At 59.7% G+C, this 14,932-nt stretch carries 13 protein-coding genes; 6 read left to right on the top strand and 7 right to left on the bottom strand.

Annotation, left to right across the window (positions count from 1 at the left end; translation table 11 throughout):
* Positions 1–265: 265 nt before the first annotated feature.
* The gene (locus CYD26_RS05065; protein ID WP_065761885.1) at positions 266–865 is read right to left on the bottom strand and encodes a helix-turn-helix domain-containing protein; all 600 of its coding nucleotides are present in this window, start codon (positions 863–865) and stop codon (positions 266–268) included.
* Positions 866–1,163: 298 nt separating this feature from the next.
* Between CYD26_RS05065 and glnT the strand changes: the two genes are divergently transcribed.
* The 5 genes from glnT (at position 1,164) to CYD26_RS05040 (ending at position 6,958) form a co-directional block, all read left to right on the top strand.
* Positions 1,164–2,498: a type III glutamate--ammonia ligase gene (gene glnT, locus CYD26_RS05060; RefSeq protein WP_065761884.1), complete on the top strand. Its 1,335-nt coding sequence runs from the start codon at positions 1,164–1,166 to the stop codon at positions 2,496–2,498.
* A 67-nt stretch (positions 2,499–2,565) separates the two neighbouring features.
* On the top strand, positions 2,566–3,471 hold the full coding sequence (locus tag CYD26_RS05055) for a glutamine amidotransferase family protein (protein WP_065761883.1): 906 nt from the start codon (positions 2,566–2,568) through the stop codon (positions 3,469–3,471).
* A gap of 11 nt (positions 3,472–3,482) precedes the next feature.
* Positions 3,483–4,166 (top strand): protein glxC, encoded by a 684-nt coding sequence (locus CYD26_RS05050; protein WP_099775206.1) that lies wholly within the window; start codon positions 3,483–3,485, stop codon positions 4,164–4,166.
* Between the two features lie 15 nt (positions 4,167–4,181).
* The gene (locus CYD26_RS05045) at positions 4,182–5,504 is read left to right on the top strand and encodes an FMN-binding glutamate synthase family protein (protein ID WP_065761881.1); all 1,323 of its coding nucleotides are present in this window, start codon (positions 4,182–4,184) and stop codon (positions 5,502–5,504) included.
* Positions 5,505–5,632: 128 nt separating this feature from the next.
* Positions 5,633–6,958 (top strand): ammonium transporter, encoded by a 1,326-nt coding sequence (locus CYD26_RS05040; protein ID WP_102051940.1) that lies wholly within the window; start codon positions 5,633–5,635, stop codon positions 6,956–6,958.
* A gap of 70 nt (positions 6,959–7,028) precedes the next feature.
* On the opposite strand, the gene CYD26_RS05035 is transcribed toward CYD26_RS05040, so the two are convergent.
* Both CYD26_RS05035 and CYD26_RS05030 read right to left on the bottom strand, forming a co-directional pair.
* Complete coding sequence (locus CYD26_RS05035; RefSeq protein ID WP_099775204.1) at positions 7,029–8,072, bottom strand: LLM class flavin-dependent oxidoreductase; 1,044 nt, start codon at positions 8,070–8,072, stop codon at positions 7,029–7,031.
* 193 nt (positions 8,073–8,265) lie between these two features.
* Positions 8,266–8,751: a flavin reductase family protein gene (locus CYD26_RS05030; RefSeq protein ID WP_065761124.1), complete on the bottom strand. Its 486-nt coding sequence runs from the start codon at positions 8,749–8,751 to the stop codon at positions 8,266–8,268.
* 322 nt (positions 8,752–9,073) lie between these two features.
* Here CYD26_RS05030 and CYD26_RS05025 point away from each other — a divergent pair, with 322 nt between their 5' ends.
* Positions 9,074–10,480 carry a cytosine permease gene (locus tag CYD26_RS05025; protein ID WP_102051939.1) on the top strand — a complete coding sequence of 469 codons (1,407 nt, stop codon included), beginning with the start codon at positions 9,074–9,076 and terminating at the stop codon, positions 10,478–10,480.
* Between the two features lie 487 nt (positions 10,481–10,967).
* Here CYD26_RS05025 and CYD26_RS05020 read toward each other — a convergent pair whose 3' ends face one another.
* The 4 genes from CYD26_RS05020 to CYD26_RS05005 are packed head-to-tail and all read right to left on the bottom strand — an operon-like array spanning position 10,968 to position 14,922.
* Positions 10,968–12,122: an ABC transporter ATP-binding protein gene (locus CYD26_RS05020; RefSeq protein WP_065761126.1), complete on the bottom strand. Its 1,155-nt coding sequence runs from the start codon at positions 12,120–12,122 to the stop codon at positions 10,968–10,970.
* 17 nt (positions 12,123–12,139) lie between these two features.
* Positions 12,140–12,949, bottom strand: coding sequence for an ABC transporter permease (locus CYD26_RS05015; RefSeq protein WP_099775202.1), 810 nt, complete (start codon positions 12,947–12,949; stop codon positions 12,140–12,142).
* 6 nt (positions 12,950–12,955) lie between these two features.
* Positions 12,956–13,900, bottom strand: a complete 945-nt coding sequence (locus tag CYD26_RS05010) for an ABC transporter permease (protein WP_065761128.1) — start codon at positions 13,898–13,900, stop codon at positions 12,956–12,958.
* Positions 13,897–14,922 (bottom strand): ABC transporter substrate-binding protein, encoded by a 1,026-nt coding sequence (locus CYD26_RS05005; RefSeq protein WP_065761129.1) that lies wholly within the window; start codon positions 14,920–14,922, stop codon positions 13,897–13,899. Before CYD26_RS05005 ends, CYD26_RS05010 begins: the two co-directional genes overlap by 4 nt.
* Positions 14,923–14,932: the final 10 nt, after the last annotated feature.

Here is a 14,932-nt window from a genome sequence, read left to right as displayed (position 1 = left end):
AAGATGGCGGCAGGTCATCGCAGAGCGGAAAAGTTCATCGGTGAAATCGTTTTTTACGGGTCAATAAAAATCACCCTTGGGAATAAAATATTCCTGTGGGTGCTTTTATAGGTGAAGGAGGGCCGTAGCGTCCAGTGGTTTCTGGAAACTTTTTTTACTTACAGGAATTTTTTTGGTGGGCGGGCGAGGTCAGGCGGGTGCGATGAGGGCGTCACCGCCGGCCCGCCGAGGCCCTGCGCAGGAGCGGGTTTTACTTGCGTGCTGCTTACTCGTTCTGGTTGCCGTAGTTCATGATCGACAGCAGGCGAATCGGCACCTGCACCAGTTGCTCCGGCCCGTGGGGAACCTCCCCGTCGAAGGTCAGGCTGTCGCCGGCTTCCATGCGGTACAGCTGATTGCCATGCCGGTAGATCAGTTCACCTTCAAGTAGGTGGAGAAACTCGGTACCGGGGTGGGAGAAGGTCGGGAACTCTTCGCTGGCGTCATCCATGCTCACCATGTAGGCCTCGAAGTTCTTCTTTGGCCCACGGGTATGGTTGAGCAGGTGGTAGGTGTGGCCTTTCTCGGTACCTCGCCTGACCACTTCAAGGCCTTCACCAGCCTTGACCAGTAGCGCGCTGCTGCCTTGTTGATCGTACTGGCTGAACAGTTTCGACATGGGCATGCCCAGCACGTCGCAGAGACGGCTGAGGGTATCGAGGCTGGTGGATACCTGCGCGTTTTCGATCTTGCTCAGCATGCCCTGGCTGATACCGGCGATACGGGCGACGTCGGCCAGTTTCAGTTCCTGGGCCTGGCGCTGACGTTTGATTTGCATGCCCAGGTACTGCTCGAGCTTCAGGCGGGGTTGCGTTTCATCGGTCATCGTTATCACAGCCTGCACTATTTCTTTTCAATAATTTTATATTCGCACCAGGAATGTGCGATGTACACCCCTGTCGAGCCTGTCCACCCTCGATTATTCGCGGTGGGAAAGCAAGTTTCCCATATAGACAGCAGCAACGCTCCCCTTCGCGCATTCAGGTCAGTGGTATCCCAGAGTTGGCAAGCTGATTGCATTCCTATTGGGAAAGTAACTTTCCTGATTGGAATAATGTGGTTGTCAGGGAAGTCAGGCGTTTCAACCTTCCACAACGCTTTGCCTTTCACGAGGAGTGAGATCCATGTTGCCACCAGATACCCAGCATTTGATCGAGAAGCATGGGATCAAGTACGTGCTGGCTCAGTTCGTTGACATTCACGGTTCGGCGAAGACCAAATCAGTGCCGGTTTCTGGCCTGAAAATGGTTGCCGAAGACGGTGCGGGCTTCGCGGGATTCGCCATCTGCGGCATGGGCATGGAGCCGCATGGCCCGGACTTCATGGCCCGGGGCGATCTGTCGACGCTGACGCCGGTTCCGTGGCAGCCAGGCTACGGCCGTATCGTGTGCATCGGCCATGTCGATGGCAAGCCCCATCCCTATGACAGCCGTTATGTCTTGCAGCAGCAGATCAAACGCCTGAGCGATAAGGGCTGGACGCTCAACACCGGGCTGGAGCCAGAGTTCAACCTGATGCGTCGCGATGAGCAGGGGCGTCTGCAGCTGGTGGACAGCAGCGATACCCTGGACAAGCCCTGCTACGACTACAAGGGGCTGTCGCGTTCGCGGGTGTTCCTTGAGCGCCTGACCGAAGCCTTGCAGCCGGTGGGTTTTGACATTTACCAGATTGACCATGAAGACGCCAACGGTCAGTTCGAGATCAACTACACCTACAGTGAAGCCATGGAGTCCGCGGACCGCTTCACCTTCTTCCGCATGGCGGCGGGTGAAATTGCCAACGACCTGGGCATGATCTGCTCGTTCATGCCCAAGCCCGACCCGAAGCGGGCCGGCAACGGGATGCACTTTCACTTGTCGATCGCCAGTGCCGAAAACAAGAACCTGTTCCACGATGCCAGTGATCCAAGCGGCATGGGCCTGTCGAAGCTGGCTTATCACTTTGCCGCAGGCCTTTTGGCGCACGGCCCGGCGCTGTGTGCCTTTGCAGCACCCACTGTCAACTCCTACAAGCGCCTGGTGGTTGGTCAATCGCTGTCTGGCGCAACCTGGGCGCCGGCGTTCATCGCCTTTGGTGCCAACAACCGATCTGCGATGGTCCGTGTGCCGTACGGTCGCCTGGAGTTTCGCTTGCCCGATGCGGGCTGCAACCCGTACCTGGTGAGCGCGGCAATCATCGCAGCGGGCCTGGACGGCATCGACCGCAAGCTCGAAATCGACAAGGTCTGCAACGAGAACCTCTACAAGCTCAGCCTTGAAGAGATCGCCGCACGTGGCATCAAGACCTTGCCGCAATCACTCAAGGAAGCCTGTGATGCCCTGGAGGCCGACCCCCTGTTCGCCGAGGTCATGGGGCCGGAGATCGTGGGCGAGTTCATCCGCCTCAAGCGCATGGAGTGGGTGGAATACAGCCGCCATGTGAGCGACTGGGAGATCCAGCGCTACACCGAGTTTTTCTGATTCGTTAATCAACCGTTCCTGACGCCCGGTGAGTGGGGAGGGCGTCTTCTGCCCTGGAGTTTCTAATATGTGTGGAATTGTGGGTCTTTACCTGAAAAACCCCAAGCTTGAATCCCAGTTGGGCAAGCTGTTTGAACCCATGCTCGAGGCCATGACGGATCGTGGTCCGGACAGTGCCGGTTTTGCCATCTACGGTGATGAAGTGGCGGATGGCTGGGTCAAGCTGACCCTGCAGGCGACCACCGAGGGCTATGACTTCAAGGCCTTGGTTGCAGCCGTCGAGGCCCGCCTGGGCTGCGCGCTGGACTGGTTTCAGAATGCCAGCGCCATTGTCCTGAAAGTACAGGCGGACGAAGCCGCGGTGCGGGCCGTGTTGGCCGAGTTGGCGCCAAGCGTGCGCATCATGAGCGCCGGGCAGAGCATCGAGATTCTCAAAGGCATGGGTTTGCCCAAAGAAATCTCTGAGCGTTTCGGCCTGGCTAGCATGAAAGGCAGCCACATCATCGGTCACACCCGCATGGCCACTGAAAGCGCGGTGACCATGGAAGGCAGTCACCCGTTCTCCACCGGCGCCGACCTGTGCCTGGTGCATAACGGCTCGCTTTCCAACCACTCGCGCCTGCGCCAGAACCTGCGCCGCGAAGGTATCACCTTTGAAACCGAGAACGACACTGAAGTGGCCGCCGGTTACCTGACCTGGCGCCTGCAGCAGGGCGACACGCTCAAGCAAGCGCTGGACAAGTCGCTGGAAGACCTCGATGGCTTCTTCACCTTTGCGATCGGCACACGCAACGGCTTTGCCGTGATTCGCGATCCGATTGCCTGCAAGCCGGCGATCCTCGCCGAGACTGACGACTACGTTGCCATGGCCTCGGAGTATCAGGCGTTGTCCAGCCTGCCAGGTATCGAGAACGCCAAGGTCTGGGAACCGGTCCCGGCCACCATGTACATCTGGGAACGCGAGTCGGCTTAAGGAGCACGCACATGAAAACTATCGATTTGTCCAACGCCTCTGTGCGTGATCTGAACCAGGCCCTGCATGACCAGGCCAAGCATGTGGATGACCGCGAATGGGTCGTGACTCACCCTAACGGTGCGCACAACCTGGCGGTCGGGGTCAACCAGGAGGTCTCTATCGATATTCAGGGCCACGCCGGTTACTACTGCGCAGGCATGAACCAGAAAGCCTCGGTCACCGTGCATGGCAACGTCGGTGTCGGTTGCGCCGAGAACATGATGTCGGGGTATGTGCGGGTCAAGGGCAGCGCCTCGCAAGCGGCAGGCGCCACCGCACATGGCGGCCTGCTGGTGATCGAGGGGGATGCCGGTGCGCGTTGCGGCATTTCCATGAAAGGCATCGACATCGTGGTCGGCGGCAGCATCGGCCACATGAGCTGCTTCATGGGGCAGGCGGGTCGTCTGGTGGTGTGTGGCGATGCCGGCGATGCGCTGGGCGACTCGCTGTACGAAACCCGCATCTATGTCAAAGGCAAGGTCGAGTCGCTGGGTTCGGACTGCATTGCCAAGGAAATGCGTGCCGAGCACCTGGAAGAGCTGCAGCAGTTGCTAGATCGCGCTGGCCTCAATGAAAAGGCCGCTGACTTCAAGCGTTATGGCTCAGCCCGCCAGCTGTACAACTTCAAAGTCGACAACGCCTCCGCGTACTGATCCAGGAGAACCACAATGAGCGAAAAGACCCCTCCAGTGCTGCGCGAGTCCGCCACCTTCGACCGCCTGGCCATTCAGGAAATCCAGCGTGCCGCCGAAACCGGCATTTACGACATCCGCGGCGGTGGCACCAAGCGCAAGCTGCCGCATTTTGATGACCTGCTGCTACTCGGTGCCAGCGTTTCGCGTTATCCGCTGGAAGGCTACCGCGAGAAGTGCGGCACTGATGTTGTGCTCGGCAACCGTTTTGCCAAGAAACCGATTCACCTGAAAATTCCCGTGACCATTGCCGGGATGAGCTTCGGCGCCTTGTCGGCCAACGCCAAGGAAGCGTTGGGCCGTGGCGCGACCATTGCCGGTACCAGCACCACCACCGGCGACGGCGGCATGACCCCGGAAGAGCGTGGCCAGTCGCAGCACCTTGTGTATCAGTACCTGCCATCGCGCTATGGCATGAACCCGGACGATCTGCGCAAGGCCGATGCCATCGAGATCGTTTTGGGGCAGGGCGCCAAGCCGGGTGGTGGCGGCATGCTGCTGGGTATGAAGGTGACCGAGCGGGTAGCGGGTATGCGCACCCTGCCAATTGGTGTCGATCAGCGCAGTGCCTGCCGCCACCCGGACTGGACCGGACCGGACGACCTGGCGATCAAGATCGCCGAGATCCGTGAAATCACCGACTGGGAAAAGCCCATCTACGTGAAAATCGGTGCCAGCCGTCCTTATTACGACGTCAAGCTGGCGGTCAAGGCCGGGGCTGATGTGATTGTCCTCGACGGTATGCAGGGCGGCACGGCGGCGACCCAGGAAGTGTTTATCGAGCACGTGGGCATTCCGATCCTGCCGGCCATCCCGCAAGCGGTACAGGCTTTGCAGGAGATGGGCATGCACCGCAAGGTTCAGTTGATCGTCTCTGGTGGTATCCGCAACGGCGCCGATGTCGCCAAGGCCATGGCGTTGGGCGCGGATGCTGTTGCGATCGGCACTGCGGCGCTGATTGCGCTGGGTGACAACCACCCGCGTCTGGATGAGGAACTGAAGAAAATCGGCTCGGCCGCAGGCTTCTACGATGACTGGCAGAACGGTCGTGATCCGGCTGGGATCACAACCCAGGACCCGGAACTGTCGAAGCGCCTGGACCCTGTTGAAGGTGGGCGTCGTCTGGCCAATTACTTGCGGGTGTTGGTGCTTGAGGCGCAAACCATGGCGCGTGCCTGCGGCAAGTCGCACCTGCACAACCTCGATCCTGAGGACCTGGTGGCCTTGACGGTGGAGGCGGCTGCGATGGCACGGGTGCCGCTGGCAGGCACCCATTGGATACCTGGCCAACAGTACTGAGCCAGCGCTGTAAACGCAGCACCCCTCCCCGGAGGGGTGTTGTGCATGCCTAGAGGCTTACAAAAGCCCGTCTATCAGTGTCTTTTTACGTGCTGCCAGCAAACCCTTTTTTTGCAGGAGCTTCGAAAATGGTCAAGCGCTTTTCTGGCAATCTCCTCTTGAGCCTGATGGCATTGGGCGCGGTTGTGCCGCTGGCCCAGGCCGCCGAGGCACCGACACTCAATACTGGCAGTACCGCCTGGATGATCAGCGCAGCAGTGCTGGTGATGTTCATGTGCCTGCCGGGGCTGGCGCTTTTCTACGGTGGCCTGGTGCGGGCGAAGAACATGCTTTCGCTGTTTACCCAGTGTTTTGGTATCGCCGGTCTGGTGGGCGTGCTGTGGGTGATCTATGGCTACAGTATGGTGGTCGATACCACTGGGATGGTTGAAGGGGAGGTGACCTTCAACAGCTTTGTCGGTGGTCTGAGCCGCGCGATGTTGGCTGGCATGACGCCTGACAGCCTGGTGGGTGAAATTCCCGAGGGCGTCTACGTCACCTTCCAGATGACGTTCGCCATTATTACCCCGGCGTTGATCGCGGGTGCTTTCGCCGAGCGCATGAAGTTCTCGGCGGCGCTGTTGTTCATGGCCCTGTGGTTCACCCTGGTGTACGCGCCAGTGGCGCACATGGTCTGGGGTGGGGCGGGAGCGTTGATGCACAACTGGGGGGTGCTGGATTACGCCGGCGGAACAGCGGTGCACATCAATGCCGGGGTGGCAGCGCTCGCTGCGTGCTTGATGCTCGGCAAGCGCAAGGGCTATGCCAATACGCCGATGCCAGCGCATAACCTGAGCCTGACCATGGTTGGTGCGGCCATGCTCTGGGTCGGTTGGTTCGGCTTCAATATCGGTTCGGGTGGTGGCCTTGGCGGCGTCTCCGGGATTGTCATGCTTAACACCCAACTGGCGGCGTGCGCCGGCATCCTCGGCTGGATGTTCACCGAATGGTTCAAGGTCGGTAAACCCAGTGCGTTGGGCCTGGCCAGCGGTGCCTTGGCCGGCTTGGTCGGTATTACCCCGGCGTGTGCCTACGTGGGGGTTGGCGGGGCATTGGCCATCGGCGTGTTGTGCGGCGTGCTCTGTTACTTGAGCGTCACCGTGCTGAAACGGCGCCTGGGTTATGACGACAGCCTCGACGTGTTTGGCCTGCATGGTATCGGCGGCATCATTGGCGCGCTGCTGACCGGCGTGTTCTGCGTACCGTCCATGGGTGGGCTGGTTGAGGGCGTGAGCATGGGCACGCAGGTGTGGGCGCAGGTTCAGGGTGTTTTGATGACCACGGTTTACTGCTTTGTGGTCAGTTGGCTCATTCTGAAAGTGGTGAATGCGCTGACGGGCTTGCGTGCCGATGAGTCGGTAGAGGAGATGGGGCTGGACCTCGCCGAGCACAACGAGCGGGCGTACAACCATTGAGTTGTAGCAATTGAGTGCAAAAACGCCGGGGCATGCCCCGGCGTTTTTGTGACAGATGCCTGCGCTTCGCTTAGCTGAAGGCGGGTACCACGTGCTTGATGAACAGCTCCAGGGACTTCTTCTTCTCGGCATGCGGCAGGCTGTTGTCGCACCAGAAGCTGAACTCGTCCACGCCCAGTTCCTGGTAGTAGCGAATGCGCGCAATGATCTCTTCCGGGGTGCCGATCATGGTGTTCTTGCGGATGTTTTCCAGCTCGAACTCTGGACGTTCGGCGAACTTTTCTTCCGGGCTTGGCTCAAGGAAACCATTGACCGGGGTTTGCTTGTTGCCGAACCAGGCATCGAAGGTGCGGTAGAAGCGCGAAATGGCCTGGGCACCGACTTTCCAGCCTTCAGGGTCGTCAACGGCGTGTACATGGGTGTGGCGCAGTACCATCAGTTGCGGGCGTGGTACTTCGGGGTTGTTGTTCAAGGCGGTCTGGAACTTGTTCTTGAGGTCCAGGACTTCTTCATCGCCCTTCATCAGTGGCGTGACCATCACATTGCACCCGTTGGCGACTGCAAAGTTGTGCGAGTCTGGATCGCGGGCGGCAATCCACATGGGTGGCATGGGTTTCTGTACGGGTTTTGGCACGCTGGTGGAGGTCGGGAATTTCCAGATATCACCGTCGTGGGCGTAGTCACCCTGCCACAGGGCACGGACGACCGGGACCATTTCACGCAGGGCCTGACCACCGGAGGAGGCGGGCATGCCACCGGCCATGCGGTCGAATTCAAACTGGTAAGCACCGCGGGCCAGGCCGACTTCCATCCGCCCGTTACTGATCACATCCAGCAGCGCGCATTCACCCGCGACGCGCAAAGGGTGCCAGAACGGCGCAATGATCGTGCCTGCACCCAGGTGGATGGTGGTGGTCTTGGCCGCGAGGTAAGCCAGCAGCGGCATCGGGCTTGGCGAGATGGTGTATTCCATGGCGTGGTGTTCACCAATCCAGACGGTGCTGAAGCCGCCGGTTTCGGCCATGAGGGTCAGCTCGGTCAGGTCTTCGAACAACTGGCGATGGCTGACGCTTTCGTCCCAACGCTCCATGTGTACGAACAACGAAAATTTCATGACGCTTACCTCGGATCTTTTGTTGTGGGCCTGTCGACTGCAGGCCTGATATCAGGAAAGAGCGCTGTGCGCTGCCGGGTGGTGTCTGGCCGTTATCACCGGGTACCGAGTGGAACAGGAAGGCCCGGGCACTGAATTATTGGTATACCATAATACGGGATATCTGCAAGCGATTTGTCTTCTGTGCCCAGGCTCAAGCCAGTACTGGCAATGCGCCCATCTTTCCATTGCAGTACACCAGCGGCCCGTTGTCGCGCTGCGGCACAATCAGGTTCTTGACTGCGCCAACCATGATGGCGTGGTCGCCGCCTTCATACTCGCGCCACAGTTCACATTCGATGATGGCCGTGGCGTTACTCAACAGTGGGTTGCCCAGTTCGCTGAGGGTCCATTCGATCCCTTGCGCCTTGTCTTTACCCTTGCGGGCGAAGGCATAGGCTTCTTTTTGCTGGACGCCGGACAGCACATGGATGGCAAAGCGTTTGTTCTTGATCAGGACCGGGTAGGAGTCGGAACTGTAGTTGGGGCAGAACAGCACCAGTGCCGGGTCCATCGACAGCGAACTGAACGCGCTGGCAGTCAGGCCGACGACCTGGCCATCGTCGTCGAGGGTGGTGATGACGGTCACCCCGGACGGGAATGAACCCATGACTTGTTTGTAGAGGGTGGCATCGATCATTGGACTGTCCTCGAAGCAGCAGGAAGGATTGGGTCAGGCTTCAGGTATGATGGTATACCATAATATGATCTTTGCAACGCCTTTTACGTACAACACGACGAGTGTCACAAAGGCGCTTCAGGCCCCGTGTTCTCGGGGGTTTTGGCCATTAAAATCGGGCGTTCCACGGCACGAGGGCAGATCAGCTGCTCGGCAAAAGACCGGCTCAGTCTTGTTAAAAAGTTGGAATACCATAATATGGTGTTCATCTTGGGTGGCTCGCAGAGCCGCCCCGGTTTGGCTTTGTACAACGATAAAAACAGACAAACTCGAGTTGATGAACATGTCCCAGATGTCCAAACAAGACCCGTTGATCGAGAACCATACGGTCGACTACGTACCGCTTGCGGAGCGCCATGGGAAGGCGCGCGATCTTTTCACCCTGTGGTTCAGCACCAACATTGCGCCATTACCCATCGTGACCGGTGCGATGGTGGTTCAGGTGTTCCACCTCAACCTGTTCTGGGGAGTGATGGCGATCATCCTCGGGCACATGATCGGCGGCATCGTGATTGCCCTGGCGTCGGCGCAAGGCCCATGCATGGGGATTCCGCAGATGGTCCAGAGCCGTGGTCAATTCGGCCGCTACGGTGCATTACTGATCGTGTTCTTCACTGCAATCATCTACATCGGCTTTTTCATTTCCAACATCGTCCTGGCCGGAAAATCCATTACCGGCATCGCGCCTTCGGTGCCGGTACCGGCGAGCATTCTGATCGGGGCGTTGAGCGCTACGGCAATCGGCGTGATCGGCTACCGCTTTATCCATACCTTGAACCGTATCGGCACTTGGGTCATGGGCAGTGCCTTGCTGGCAGGTTTCGTCTATATCTTTGCCCACGATGTGCCTGCTGATTTCTTCAGCCGTGGCGGTTTCAACCTTTCTGGCTGGTTGGCCACGGTGTCACTGGGGATCATCTGGCAGATCAGCTTTTCGCCCTACACGTCGGATTACTCGCGCTACCTGCCCGCCGATATCGGCATCGCCCGACCGTTCCTGGCCACCTACCTGGGCGCGACACTGGGTACCATTCTGTCGTTCACCTTCGGTGTCGTCGCCGTGCTGGCCACGCCCGACGGTACTGAAGCCATGGCTGCTGTAAAGCAGGCCACGGGCGGGTTGGGGCCGATTTTGATGGTGCTGTTCCTGCTCAACATCATCAGCCACAACGCCCTGAATCTGTATGGCGCTGTGTTGTCGATCATTACCTCGATCCAGACTTTTGCCAGCCAGTGGACCCCAAGCATCAGGGTACGGGTAGTGTTGTCGACGCTGATCCTGGCGGGGTGCTGCGTGGTTGCGCTGGGTACGTCGCCGAACTTCATTTCGCAGTTTATCGGCCTGGTTCTGGCGCTGCTGCTGGTGCTGGTGCCGTGGGCGTCGATCAACCTGATTGATTTCTACCTGATCAAGCGTGGTCAGTACGACATCAGCTCGATTTTCAGTGCCGACGGCGGCGTGTATGGGCGTTTCAATCTGCATGCGATTGTTGCGTACTTTATCGGCACCCTCGTGCAACTGCCGTTTGCCAATACCTCGCTGTATGTCGGGCCCTACGCCAATCTGGTGGAAGGCGCTGACTTGTCCTGGCTGGTCGGGCTGGCAGTGACCTGCCCGCTGTACTACTGCCTGGCTACCCGTAGTCAGCCAGCAGCACGCGGCGCCGTCAAACTGGGCTTTACCGACTGATCAAGCGCGTTACTGTTACTCGCCGTCGCTGGGCGCAGCTGGGTTCACACCCGGGGTGCTCGGCGACGGCGTATTGCGTTTCAAGCGTCAGCCCCGCTGCGTCGATGACGAACCGATAATCCCCCCCTCGAATAATCGAACCAATACCGCTTACTGACCTGGCGTGCAGTGCTCAGGTTAGTGGCCGGGTTGCCTGCACCCTGCGCTTCGCTGCCGCTTTCGGGCATCACGCTTCATACCCTCTCAGCGTTCATACCTCTCAATTGATACAGGCGGATCGGCTCCGGAACACCTGGCTCGCGGACAGGCACGGTACCGACGCGCTGTATGGCTACGCTGGCGGTTAAGCGCGAAGTCTCGTGAGGATTAGCGAAGGCAGGAGAGGGTGTCGTGTTTTATGTAGCGTAGGAAAGGGGGGGGCGATGCAGGCCGACCAGTACCGTCGGTAGGGGCGTTCCCGTGCAGGGCACGGGAACGTGGAGGGGAGTTAATGCGCGCCAGCGGCCTTGTTCAGGTCGCTTTCAGACCATTGGGTATACACGCAGGCATCACTGGTTGCCCAGCGTACCCGCACGGTGTCGCCAGCGGTGAGTGGCATGCCGGTGGCCGACAGGGCCTTGACGGTCATCGCCGTACCACCCGGTGTAACCACGCTGCAGGTTTGGCTTTCACCGAGGAAGAGCATTTCGCTGACCTTGGCCGAGACTTCGTTCCAGCCCGCAGCGAGTGGTTCCCGCTGGGCCTGCTCCACACTCAGGGCCAGTGCTTTCTCCGGCCGGATCATCAGCAGTACGTCCTGGTCGAGTTGCAGACCACCAGTCAGACGGATCGACAATGGCTGGCCTTCAAAGCTGGCCACCGCATTACCCTGGGCCTTGAGCTTGAGGAAGTTGGAGTTGCCGAGGAACGAGGCGACAAAGGCATTCGGTGGGTTCTGATAGAGGTCGTAGCCACTGCCCAGCCCAACGATCTTGCCGTGACTGAAAATCGCAATGCGCTGAGACAGGCGCATGGCTTCTTCCTGGTCGTGGGTGACATAAACGATGGTAATGCCCAGGCGACGGTGCAGTTGACGCAGTTCGTCCTGCAGGTCTTCGCGCAGTTTCTTGTCCAGGGCGCCGAGCGGCTCATCCATCAGCAGGATGCGTGGCTCGTAGACCAGCGCACGGGCAATCGCCACGCGCTGCTGCTGGCCGCCGGAGAGTTGGGACGGGCGCCGATGGGCGAATTTCTCAAGTTGTACCAGCTTGAGCATGGCATCGACACGTTTGTCTCGCTCGCTGGCCGCCAATTTGCGGATGGCCAGGGGGAAACCGATGTTGTCGCGTACCGAAAGGTGCGGGAACAGTGAGTAGCGCTGGAACACCATGCCGATGTCGCGCTTGTGCGGCGGGACATTGACCAGCGATTGGCCATTGACCAGGATCTCGCCGCTGCTGGGTGTTTCGAACCCGGCAAGCATCGACAGGGTGGTGCTCTTTCCCGAGCCGCTGGAGCCGAGGAACGTGAGGAACTCACCGTCCTGGATGTCCAGCGAGATGTTGTCCACGGCGGCAAAGTCGCCGTAGTGCTTGTTCAGGTTGCGCAGGCTGACCAGGGGCTTGTCGCGCTGCTGTGCAGGATCTTTGATGACGGCACTCATGTCGTACTCCTAGGCGCTCAGGCGCTGATTTCATTGCGCCGGCGCAGCGCGGCGGCGATCACCATGACCAGTACCGACAGGCCGATCAGCAGCGTCGAAGCGACGGCGATCACAGGTGTCAGGTCCTGACGCAGGGTGGTCCACATTTTCACGGGCAGGGTTTGCAGGGTCGGGCTGGCCATCATCACGCTGAGCACCACTTCGTCCCACGAGACCAGGAAGGCGAACAGTGCGCCGGCAACCATGCCCGGGCGGATCGCCGGGAAGGTCACCTTGACCACCGCCTGCAGACGCGACGCCCCACAGATCACCGCGGCGTCTTCGATAGACTGATCGAACAGCTTCAGTGAGTTGATGATCGAGATGATGGTAAAGGGCAGCGCGACGATCACATGGCTTACCACGAAGGCAAACAGGGTTCCGGTGTAGCCCAGTTTGAGGAACAGCGCATACACCGCCACGGCGATGATCACCAGTGGCACGATCATCGGCAGGGTGAACAGGCCATAGAGCATTTCCCGGCCAGGAAAGCGCCCGCGAACCAGGGCGAAGGCCGTCGGCAGGCCGAGTGCAACGGCGCAGATTGTCGTCAGCACCGCCACCTTCAGGCTGGCCAGTGCGGCGTTCATCCAGTCGGCATTGGAAAAGAACTGGCTATACCATTTCAGCGTCCAGCCCGGTGGTGGGAACACCAGCCACTGCGAAGAACCGAATGACAGCAGCACGATGAACACGATCGGCAGCAGCAGGAATAGCGCGATCAGGCCGGTGGTGAGGTACAGGCCCAGACGCATGCGCCGGCCCATGGCATTGGGAGTCAGGAGCATGATCGCTTACCTCGCGTTACTGGCACCAACCGGAGACTCCGGTTGAAGCTTCAGGTAAAAGTAGAACAGCACCAGGGTGATCACGATCAGCAGTGCGGCGCCGGCGCTGGCCAGGCCCCAGTTAAGGAACGATTGCACCTGCTGAATGATGAACTCGGGCAGCATCATGTTCTGCGCACCGCCCAGCAGCGCTGGCGTCACGTAGTAACCCAGGGACATCACGAACACCATCAGCCCGCCAGAGAACAGCCCCGGACGACACAGCGGCAAGAACACCCGGAAGAAGTTGGTCCAGGGGCTGGCGCCGCAGATTGAGCCGGCCTGCAGGATCATCGGGTCGATTGCCTGCATGGTGGCCTGCAGTGGCAGGACGATGAACGGGATCATGATGTAGCTCATGCCGATCACCACGCCGGTCAGGTTGTGCACCATTTCCAGCGGTTGATCGATGATGCCCAAGGCCATCAGCGCCTTGTTGATGACCCCGGAAGCCTGCAGCAGCACCAGCCAGGAGTAGGTGCGCGCCAACAGGCTGGTCCACATCGACAGCAGGACGATGTTCAACACCCAGCGACCCCAACCGCGAGGTACCAGCGTGATCACCCAGGCCAGCGGAAAGCCCAGCAGCAGGCTGAACAGCGTGACCAGCCCGGCCACTGAGAACGTGTTCAGCAGCACCCGGGCATAGGCCGAGTTAGCGAACAGCTGCTCGTAGTTTCCCAGCCCTGGTGTGGGTTCCAGTACGCCACGCAGCAACAGGCCGATTAATGGCGCCAGGAAGAACAGGCCAAGGAACAGCAGGGCCGGTATCAGGTTGCCGACGCCCCGCCAGCGTTGGGCCAGGGTGGGGGATTGCTTCATGGTGACTGCCTTGCCAGTGGTCGAGCCTGCAGCGCCCTTGGCGCTGCTGCTCGGGTTAGCGTGACGGGACGCAGTGGCCGCCATTTTCATTTGACCAGCCATTCGTTCCACCGTGTCGCAATGGCAGGACCGTTCTTGGCCCAGTATGCGAAGTCGAGAGTGATCTGGTCCTTAGCGTAGGCAGTCGGCAGGTTAGGTGCCAGCACGGAGTCCAGGCGCGCGACGCTGTCGACGTTGACCGGCGCATAGGCGGTCAGGTTGGAAAAGTCGGCCTGGCCTTTGGCGCTGCTGGCATTGGCCAGGAACTTCATGGCCGCATCCTTGTTCTTGGAGCCTTTGGGGATTACCAGGAAATCGGCCATGACCAGGTTCTGTTTCCAGCTTACGCCCACGGGGGCGCCATCTTGCTGCAGGGCATAGATCCGGCCGTTCCAGAACTGCCCGAGGCTGGCTTCACCCGAGGCAAGCAGTTGTTGCGATTGCGCGCCGCCGCCCCACCAGACGATGTCTTTCTTGATGGTGTCGAGTTTTTTGAAGGCGCGGTCCAGGTCCAGTGGATAGAGCTTGTCGGCGGGCACGCCGTCGGCCAGCAGGGCCAGTTCAAGCACGCCAGGGCTTGGCCATTTGTACAGGGCACGTTTGCCGGGGTAGGTCTTGGTGTCGAATAGTGCGCTCCAATCGACTGGCTTGCTGGCGCCCAGCTTGCCTTCGTTGTAGCCCAGCACGAAGGAGAAGAAGAACGAGCCGACGCCGTGATCAGAGACGAAACGCGGGTCGATCTTGTCGCGCTGAATCGTGTTGAAGTCCAGTGGCTCGAGCAAGCCTTCAGCCGCTGCACGCAAGGCGAAGTCAGCCTCTACATCCACAACATCCCACTGCACATTGCCGCTTTCGACCATGGCCTTGAGCTTGCCATAGTCGGTTGGCCCGTCTTGAACCACGGTGATGCCGCTGCTGCGGGTGAAGGAGTCGGCCCAGGCCTGCTTCTGCGCATCCTGGGTTGTACCGCCCCAACTGACAAAGTTGACGCTCTCGGCCGCTGAGACGAATGAGCAGGCCGATGACAGCATGCCTGCAACAAGTACTGCGGCTACACGTTTGTTCAACACCATTTTCACGCCC

This window comes from Pseudomonas sp. FFUP_PS_473, assembly GCF_002858665.1.
In the GTDB taxonomy this organism is placed as follows: domain Bacteria; phylum Pseudomonadota; class Gammaproteobacteria; order Pseudomonadales; family Pseudomonadaceae; genus Aquipseudomonas; species Aquipseudomonas defluvii.
Note: the sequence above shows the minus strand (reverse complement) of the source record. Positions and strands in the feature narration are given on the sequence as shown.

Bases quoted from the DNA above. Each gene is read 5' to 3' on its own strand.
- CYD26_RS05065 (WP_065761885.1), bottom strand. From the start codon at position 865: ATGACCGATGAAACGCAACCCCGCCTGAAGCTCGAGCAGTACCTGGGC.
- glnT (WP_065761884.1), top strand. From the start codon at position 1,164: ATGTTGCCACCAGATACCCAGCATTTGATCGAGAAGCATGGGATCAAG.
- CYD26_RS05055 (WP_065761883.1), top strand. From the start codon at position 2,566: ATGTGTGGAATTGTGGGTCTTTACCTGAAAAACCCCAAGCTTGAATCC.
- CYD26_RS05050 (WP_099775206.1), top strand. From the start codon at position 3,483: ATGAAAACTATCGATTTGTCCAACGCCTCTGTGCGTGATCTGAACCAG.
- CYD26_RS05045 (WP_065761881.1), top strand. From the start codon at position 4,182: ATGAGCGAAAAGACCCCTCCAGTGCTGCGCGAGTCCGCCACCTTCGAC.
- CYD26_RS05040 (WP_102051940.1), top strand. From the start codon at position 5,633: ATGGTCAAGCGCTTTTCTGGCAATCTCCTCTTGAGCCTGATGGCATTG.
- CYD26_RS05035 (WP_099775204.1), bottom strand. From the start codon at position 8,072: ATGAAATTTTCGTTGTTCGTACACATGGAGCGTTGGGACGAAAGCGTC.
- CYD26_RS05030 (WP_065761124.1), bottom strand. From the start codon at position 8,751: ATGATCGATGCCACCCTCTACAAACAAGTCATGGGTTCATTCCCGTCC.
- CYD26_RS05025 (WP_102051939.1), top strand. From the start codon at position 9,074: ATGTCCCAGATGTCCAAACAAGACCCGTTGATCGAGAACCATACGGTC.
- CYD26_RS05020 (WP_065761126.1), bottom strand. From the start codon at position 12,122: ATGAGTGCCGTCATCAAAGATCCTGCACAGCAGCGCGACAAGCCCCTG.
- CYD26_RS05015 (WP_099775202.1), bottom strand. From the start codon at position 12,949: ATGCTCCTGACTCCCAATGCCATGGGCCGGCGCATGCGTCTGGGCCTG.
- CYD26_RS05010 (WP_065761128.1), bottom strand. From the start codon at position 13,900: ATGAAAATGGCGGCCACTGCGTCCCGTCACGCTAACCCGAGCAGCAGC.
- CYD26_RS05005 (WP_065761129.1), bottom strand. From the start codon at position 14,922: ATGGTGTTGAACAAACGTGTAGCCGCAGTACTTGTTGCAGGCATGCTG.